This is a genomic window from Aquirufa sp. ROCK2-A2 (genome assembly GCF_054558485.1).
On record NZ_JBPXKA010000032.1, the window covers coordinates 1 to 255 of the forward strand.

Here is a 255-nt window from a genome sequence, read left to right on the forward strand (position 1 = left end):
CTAATAACTAAACACTAATACCTATTACCTTTTACCTATTACCTATCAATGCAATTTTCTGGCTAATTCTTTTTCCATGGTATTTCTTTTTTTTAGAAAAAAAGAAACAAAAAAACTTAAAATCTCCCAGTTAATCCAAGACGAATCCGCAAGCGGCGCGATTTTCACTACGCTATCGGCTATTTTCTTTGACCCTGACGCACATCGCCCATGCGCATTGTCAAAGCTCCGCCTACCGCTTCGCTCAAATCTTTC

The 255-nt window shown here is 38.4% G+C and carries 1 protein-coding gene; it reads right to left on the reverse strand.

Translation table 11 applies throughout. From position 1 onward, the window contains the following. Window positions 1–45: 45 nt before the first annotated feature. Window positions 46–255: hypothetical protein (locus V7S76_RS13295; RefSeq protein ID WP_459510628.1), on the reverse strand; the 210-nt coding region annotated here is incomplete at its 5' end.